Origin of the sequence: Frankia sp. AiPa1 (assembly GCF_023243075.1) — a bacterium.
Taxonomy (GTDB): Bacteria; Actinomycetota; Actinomycetes; order Frankiales; family Frankiaceae; genus Frankia.
In genome coordinates, this window is the sequence record NZ_JALKFZ020000058.1 from 1 (window position 1) to 7,875 (window position 7,875).

The window sequence follows — 7,875 nt, forward strand, 5'->3', positions numbered from 1 at the left end:
GGCGTCCCGGGCCGACATCGGCGCGGACCTCCGGGCGCGACTCGGGGAGCTGGCCGAGTCCGGCCGCGGGGAGCTGCTGCGCGAGCTCGTGCGCACGCACGCCGCCGACGTGCTGGGATACCCCGACGGCCGTTCGGTCGAGGTCGACCGGGGGCTGCTGGAGCTGGGCTTCGACTCCCTGACCGCGGTGGACCTGCGCAACCGGCTCGGCGCGGCGACGGGTCTGCGGCTGCCGGCGACCCTGCTGTTCGACTACCCGACCGTCCGCGAACTGGCCGACCACCTCGCGGAGGAACTCGCGCCGGCGTCCGCCGCCCCGGCGTCCGACCCGCTGGCCGGTCCCGCCGACCTCGACGGCCGCCCCGGCCTGCGCGATCTTGGCGGCCGCTCCGACCGCACCGATCTGGACGGCACCGCCGACCGCATCGAATCCGCCAGCGACGACGAGATCTTCGCCTTCATCGACGAGGAACTCGGGACGGACTGACGGCGTCCATCCCACGGCGTCGCCCGACGACGTCAGCGATTCCCACCCGGCTGGCCCACCCGCGAGAAAGCGATGGCACCACACGGTGAACGAGGACAAGCTCCGGGACTACCTCAAGCGCGTCACGACCGACCTGCACCGGACCCGTCGACGTCTCGACGAGCTGTCGACCCGGTACCAGGAGCCGATCGCGGTCGTCGCGATGAGCTGCCGCTATCCGGGTGGGGTCCGTTCGCCGGAGGAGCTGTGGGGGCTGGTGGCCGGTGGGGTGGACGCGGTGGGTCCGTTCCCGGTGGACCGGGGGTGGGATCTGGACGCCCTCTACCACCCGGACCCCGACCATCCGGGGACGTCCTACGCCCGCGAGGGCGGGTTCATCGCCGACGTCGCCGGCTTCGACGCCGACTTCTTCGGGATCTCGCCGCGGGAGGCGCTGGCGATGGATCCGCAGCAGCGGCTGCTGCTGGAGACCACGTGGGAGGTCTTCGAACGGGCCGGGATCGACCCGCGCTCGGTGCGGGGCAGCCAGACCGGTGTCTTCGCCGGTGTCTCCTACGCCGACTACCGCACCCGCGTCGGGGCGGTACCCCGCGACATCGAGGGGTATCTGAGCAGCGGCAACTCGGGCAGCATCGCCTCCGGTCGGCTCGCCTACGTCCTCGGGCTGCGCGGACCGGCCGTCACCGTCGACACCGCCTGCTCCTCGTCGCTGGTGGCGATGCACCTCGCCGAGCAGGCCCTGCGCCACGGCGACTGCGAGCTGGCCGTCGCCGCCGGCGCGATGGTGATGTCCACCCCCGTGGCGTTCGTCGAGTTCAGCCGACAGCGGGGGCTGGCGCCCGACGGCCGGTGCCGGTCGTTCGCGGCGTCAGCGGGCGGCACCGGCTGGGGCGAGGGCGTCGGTGTTCTGCTGCTGGAACGGCTCTCGGACGCGCGCCGCAATGGTCATCCGGTGCTGGCGGTGGTGCGGGGGACGGCGGTGAACTCCGACGGGGCGAGCAGTCGGCTGACGGCGCCGAACGGTCCCGCGCAACGTCGGGTGATCCAGCACGCCCTCGCGAACGCCCGGCTCGGCGCGGACGAGATCGACGTGGTGGAGGCGCACGGCACCGGTACCCCGCTGGGTGATCCGATCGAGGCGCAGGCGTTGCTGGCGATCTACGGGCGGGACCGGCCCGTGGATCGGCCGTTGCTGGTGGGGTCGTTCAAGTCCAATGTCGGGCACACGCAGGCGGCGGCAGGTGTCGGCGGCGTGATCAAGATGGTGATGGCGATGCGGCACGGGGTGGTGCCGAAGACGTTGCACGTCGACGAGCCGACCCCGAACGTCGACTGGTCGTCGGGTGAGGTCCGACTGGCGGTCGAGGCCACGGCGTGGCCGGACACCGGACGTCCGCGTCGGGCAGCCGTGTCGTCGTTCGGCTTCAGCGGCACGAATGCCCATGTCGTCCTGGAGGAGGCGACCCCGGCGGACGGGCCGGAGGCACAGCCCGAGGCAGGGCCGGCGGCCGGCGACGCGGCGGTCGGCGACAGGGCGGCCGGCGATCCCCCGGCCGCGGCCGCTTTTGCCTGGGTGGTCTCGGGCCGGGACGAGGCAGCTCTGGCGGCCCAGGCGCGGCGGTTGCTCGCGCACGTGCTGGCCCGGCCGGAGCTGGGCCTGGCCGAGGTCGGTCACTCCCTCGTCACCGGCCGGTCGATGTTCGCGCACCGGGCGGTGGTCGTGGCGGGCGATCGGGCCGGGCTCCTGGCGGGTCTGGCCGGACTGGCCGGGGGCGGGTCGGCCGCGGATGCGATGCCGGATGCCGCGGATGCGGTGGCGGTGGCGGTGGCGGTGGCGGATGCGGATGCGGTGGCGGGCGTGGCGTCGGGTGTGGTGGCGGGTGTGGCGGTGGCCGAGCCGAAGCCGGTGTTCGTGTTCCCGGGCCAGGGCGCGCAGTGGGCGGGGATGGCGGTGGGGCTGCTGGCGTCCAGCGCGGTGTTCCGGGCCCGGTTGGCGCAGTGCGAGGCGGCTCTCGATCCGTATGTGGACTGGTCGTTGGTGGAGGTGCTGAACGGGGTGGCGGGTGCGCCGTCGCTGGAGCGGGTGGACGTGGTGCAGCCGGTGTCGTGGGCGGTGATGGTGTCGCTGGCAGCGTTGTGGCAGTCGCACGGGGTGGTGCCCTCGGCGGTGGTGGGGCATTCGCAGGGGGAGATCGCGGCGGCGTGTGTCGCGGGGGCGTTGAGCCTGGCGGACGGCGCGCTGGTGGTGGCACTGCGCAGCCAACTGGTGGCGGCCGAGTTGTCTGGTCGGGGTGGGATGGCCTCGGTGGCGCTGCCGGCGGCGCGGGTGCGCCGCGGGGTCGCGTCGCACGGTGATCGGCTCGCGGTGGCGGCGGTGAACGGGCCGTCGTCGACGGTGGTGTCGGGCGATCCGCGGGCGCTGGACGAGTTCCTGGCTGGCTGCGCCGCGGCCGGGGTGCGGGTCCGGCGCATCGCGGTGGACTACGCCTCGCATTCGGCGCAGGTCGACGGTATCGCGGACGAGTTGCTGGTGGCGTTGGCGGGCATCACGCCGCGGGTGCCGGAGGTGCCGTTCTTCTCGACGGTGACCGGTGAGCCGGTGCGGGAGGCGTCGTTGGACGCCGGGTATTGGGTGCGCAATCTTCGCCAGCCGGTGCTGTTCGAGGACACGGTCCGGGCGTTGCTCGCGGCGGGGCGGGAGACCTTCATCGAGGTCAGTACGCACCCGGTGCTGACGGTCGGCGTGCAGGAGACCATCGACGCGGCGGTTTCCGGAGCGGTGGTGTTCGGGACGTTGCGGCGGGACGACGGGGGGCCGCGGCGCTTCCTGGCCAGTCTGGCCGAGGCGTTCACGCGCGGTGTCCCGGTCGACTGGACGCCGCTGTTCGCCGGCACGGCGGGACAGGTCGATCTGCCCACCTACGCCTTCCAGCGGCAGCGGTACTGGCTGGAGCCGGCGGCGCCCCGGGCCACCGGCGTCGCCGCCGTCGGGCAGGGTGTCGTCGGCCATCCGCTGCTCGGTGCCGTGGTGTCGCTGGCGGACGGCGACGGCGGGATCCTGCTCACCGGCCGGCTCGCGCTGGACAGCCATTCCTGGCTCGCCGACCACGCGGTCGCGGGCACCGTCCTGCTCCCGGGCACGGCCTTCCTCGAACTGGCGATCCAGGCCGGTGACCACGCCGGCTACCCGTACGTGGACGAGCTCACCCTGCACACCCCGCTGGTCATCGAGCCTGGGGGCGGCGTTCAGATCCAGGTCATGCTGGCGGCCCCCGACGCTGGCGGCGGGCGGGCGGTGACGGTGCACTCCCGCGTCGAACGGGCCGGCGCCTCCGCCCTCATCGGCGCCGCGGATCCTGCCGATCCCCCTGCCTTCGCCGATCCCCCTGACTCTGCCGATCCCCCTGACTCTGCCGTTTCCTTCGACCCTGCCACTTCCTTCGACCCCGATCCCGTCGAGTCCGCCGACGAGCAGTGGACCCGCCATGCCACCGGAGTGCTGACCCTCGACGGTCCGCCGGCCGGCGGTGAGCCGGACCTGACCGCCTGGCCTCCCCCCGGGGGCGTCCCCCTCGACGTCACCGGCCTGTACGAGGACCTGGCGGGCGCCGGATTCGACTACGGGCCGGTCTTCCAGGGCCTGCACCGGGCCTGGAGGGTCGGCGACGACCTCTGCGCGGAGGTCGGCCTGCCCGCGCAGCAACTGGACGAGGCCGGCCGGTTCGGCCTGCATCCGGCGCTGCTGGACGCGGCCCTGCACACGATCGGGCTCGGCCTGCTGCCCGACTCGGCCGCCGGATCGGTGCCGTTCGCCTGGGGCGGCGTGTCACTGCACGCCGCGGGGGCCGGGCGCCTGCGGGTGCGGCTCACCCGCACCGGTGCGGACACCGTGTCCCTCACCGGCACGGACGACTCCGGTCAGCCGGTCATCTCCGTCGGGTCGCTCCTGGTCCGTCCGATCACCGCCGACGGCCTGCCGAAGGCCGCCGGGAGCCGGCACGACTCGCTGTTGCACCTGGAGTGGGTTGGGGTCGCCGCCACGCCGATGGTCGAGACCGGCGCGACCGGAGCGACCGGCGCCGGATCCTGGGCGGTGCTTGGCCTGGCAGCACCGCGCCCCGACGGCCTCGACGGCCACGCCGATCTCGGCTCCCTCGCGGCCTCGGTGGACGCCGGAGCCGAGCCGCCTGCCGTCCTCGTCGCCTTCCTGCCCCCGCCGCCCGAGAGCGAGGCCGATCCGGGGCATCCCGGTACCGAGGCTTCGCGGACCGAGGGTCTCGGCGGCACGGCCTTCGGCGCCACCGATGTCGCGGAGCGGGCGCGGGCGGCATCGCACTGGACCCTCGGCCTGCTGCGGGACTGGTTGTCGGACGAGCGGTTCGCCTCGTCGCGGCTGGTCCTGGTGACTGACGGTGCGGTGTCGACCGGAGCGGACGACCCGCCGCGGGATCCGGGCGCCGCGGCCGGCTGGGGCCTGGCCCGCTCGGCGCAGTCGGAGCATCCCGACCGGATTGTCCTCGTCGACACCGACACTCTGGCTGGTCCGGCCGGAGGGTCAGGTCCGGCGGCCGACGTCGACGTCAGTGCGCTGTACCGGGATCTGCGGGCGGTGGTGGCGACGGGCGAGCCACGGATCGCGGTGCGCGCGGGCGAGCCGTGGGCCGCCCGGCTGGCCCGGTTGCCCCGCTCAAGCGGCCCGTCGCCGGCTGTTCCGGCGCGATGGAACCCCGAGGGCACGGTGCTGATCACCGGTGCGACCGGCGTGCTGGGCGACGCCCTGACCCGCCACCTCGTCTCGGCGCACGGGGTACGACGGCTGCTGCTGGTCTCCCGCCGCGGCGCCGAGGCCCCCGGGGCCGAGCGGCTCGCGGCCGATCTCGCGGATCTCGGCGCGAGCGTCACCCTGGCCGGATGCGACGTGGCGGATCGGCCTGCGCTCGCCGCCCTGCTGGCGTCCGTGCCGCCACAACACCCGCTCACGGCGGTGGTGCACGCCGCCGGAGTCCTCGACGACGGCGTCGTCACGACGATGACCCCCGAGATGCTCGACCGGGTGCTGCGGCCGAAGGTGGACGCGGCCTGGCACCTGCACGACCTGACCCAGGACCTGGATCTGGCGGCGTTCGTCCTGTTCTCCTCGGCCGCCGCGGTCTTCGGTGGCCCCGGCCAGGGCAACTACGCCGCGGCCAACGCCGTCCTCGACGCGTTCGCCGCCTGGCGGCGTGCCGCCGGGTTGCCGGCGGTGTCGATGGGATGGGGGCTGTGGGCGCGACGTGGCGGGATGACCGGCCACCTCGACGGATCCGACGTGCGCCGGCTGACCCGTGGTGGCCTGCGACCGCTGTCCACCGAGCAGGGACTCGCGCTGTTCGACGCCGCGCTCGCCAGCGGCGAGGCGGCCGTCGCTCCGCTGCGCCTCGACCTGCCCGCCCTGCGGGCCCAGATTGCTGGTACCGCGGTGCCGCACCTGCTGCGCGGCCTGATCGGCGGCCGGACCCGGCGCGCCGTGGTGGTGGGGGCCTCCGACGGCGGCCCCGGCACCACGGGCGATGGAGCTGGCTCGGCGACCGCGCTGGCCCGCCGCATCGCCGTGCTGCCGGCGACTGACGGCGACGCGGTGCTGCTCACCGTCGTGCGGACGGCGGTGGCGGCGGTGCTCGGGCACGGCTCCCCCCAGGCCGTCGACACCGGTCGTGCCTTCAAGGACCTCGGCTTCGACTCGCTGACGGCCGTCGAACTGCGCAACCGGCTGGGTGCCGCGACCGGTGTCCGGCTGCCGGTGACGCTTGTCTTCGACTATCCGACCCCCGCTGCTCTGGTCAGCCAGCTGCGGGACCGGCTGCTCGGCGTGCCGGCGGCCGCGGTGCCCTCCGCCCTGCCGCCGGCGGGGCCGGAACCGGCCGACGACCCGATCGTGATCGTCGCGATGAGCTGCCGGTATCCGGGTGGGGTGCGCTCGCCGGAGGATCTGTGGGAGCTGGTGGCGGCCGGCGGCGACGGGGTGGGTCCGTTCCCGGCGGACCGGGGTTGGGATCTCGACGCCCTCTACCACCCGGACCCCGACCATCCGGGGACGTCCTACGCCCGCGAGGGCGGCTTCGTCGACGGCTTCAGCCACTTCGATCCGGCGTTCTTCGGGATCTCGCCGCGGGAGGCGTTGGCGATGGACCCGCAGCAGCGGCTGCTGCTGACGACGTCGTGGGAGGCGTTCGAGCGGGCCGGGATCGAGCCGGGAACGTTGCGGGGCAGCCAGACCGGGGTGTTCGTCGGCCTGATGTCGCAGGACTACGCGGCGCGGGTCACCACCGTTCCCGAGGACCTCGAGGGCTATCTGGGCACCGGCACGGCCGGCAGCGTGGCGTCCGGCCGTCTTGCCTACACCTTCGGTCTGGAGGGGCCGGCGGTGACGGTGGACACGGCGTGTTCGTCGTCGTTGGTGGCGTTGCATCTGGCGGTGCGGGCGCTGCGGTCGGGGGAGTGCTCGCTGGCCGTCGTCGGCGGGGCGACCGTGATGTCCACCCCGGGCCTGTTCACCGGATTCAGCCGGCAGCGGGGGTTGGCGCCGGACGGCCGGTGCAAGCCGTTCGCCGCCGCCGCCGACGGCACCGGGTTCGGCGAGGGCGTGGGTGTCCTGCTGGTGGAGCGGTTGTCGGACGCGCGCCGGCACGGTCATCCGGTGTGGGCGGTGGTGCGCGGGTCGGCGGTGAACTCGGATGGGGCGAGTAACGGGTTGACCGCGCCGAACGGCCCGTCGCAGCAGCGGGTGATCATGCGAGCGTTGGCCGATGCCCGGCTTGGCGCGGGTGAGGTCGATGTGGTGGAGGCGCACGGCACGGGCACGACGTTGGGTGATCCGATCGAGGCGCAGGCGTTGTTGGCCACCTACGGACGTGACCGGGACGCGGATCGGCCGCTGTGGGTGGGATCGGTGAAGTCGAACATCGGGCACACCCAGGCGGCTGCGGGGGTCGCCGGTGTGATCAAGATGGTGATGGCGATGCGGCACGGGATGGCACCGAAGACACTGCACGTCGACGCGCCGACCTCGAACGTCGACTGGACCGCGGGGGCGGTCCAGCTCCTGACGCGCACGACGCCGTGGCCCACGGATGGCCCGCGTCGGTCCGGGGTTTCCGCGTTCGGCATCAGCGGCACCAACGCCCACGTGATCCTCGAAGTGGATCCGAGCGCCGACCCCGACCCCGACCCCGACCCCGACCCCGACGACGGTGCCCCCGGCACCGGTTCACCGGCCGTCCCGGCGGATGCCACGGTTGTCGTCGCACCTGTTTTCGCGCCCGTTTCCGTGGTGGATTCGCCGGCCGGTTCAGTGCTTTTCTCGTCTGATTCTTCGTCTGATTCTTCGGTTGTGTCGAGGGTGTTTCCGT

General features: G+C 74.0%; 2 protein-coding genes. Both read left to right on the plus strand.

Features of this window, described 5'->3' with window-relative positions:
• Positions 1–487: acyl carrier protein (locus MXD95_RS06930; RefSeq protein WP_250639715.1), on the plus strand; the 487-nt coding region annotated here is incomplete at its 5' end.
• Positions 488–572: 85 nt separating this feature from the next.
• Positions 573–7,875: type I polyketide synthase (locus tag MXD95_RS06935; RefSeq protein ID WP_250639716.1), on the plus strand; the 7,303-nt coding region annotated here is incomplete at its 3' end.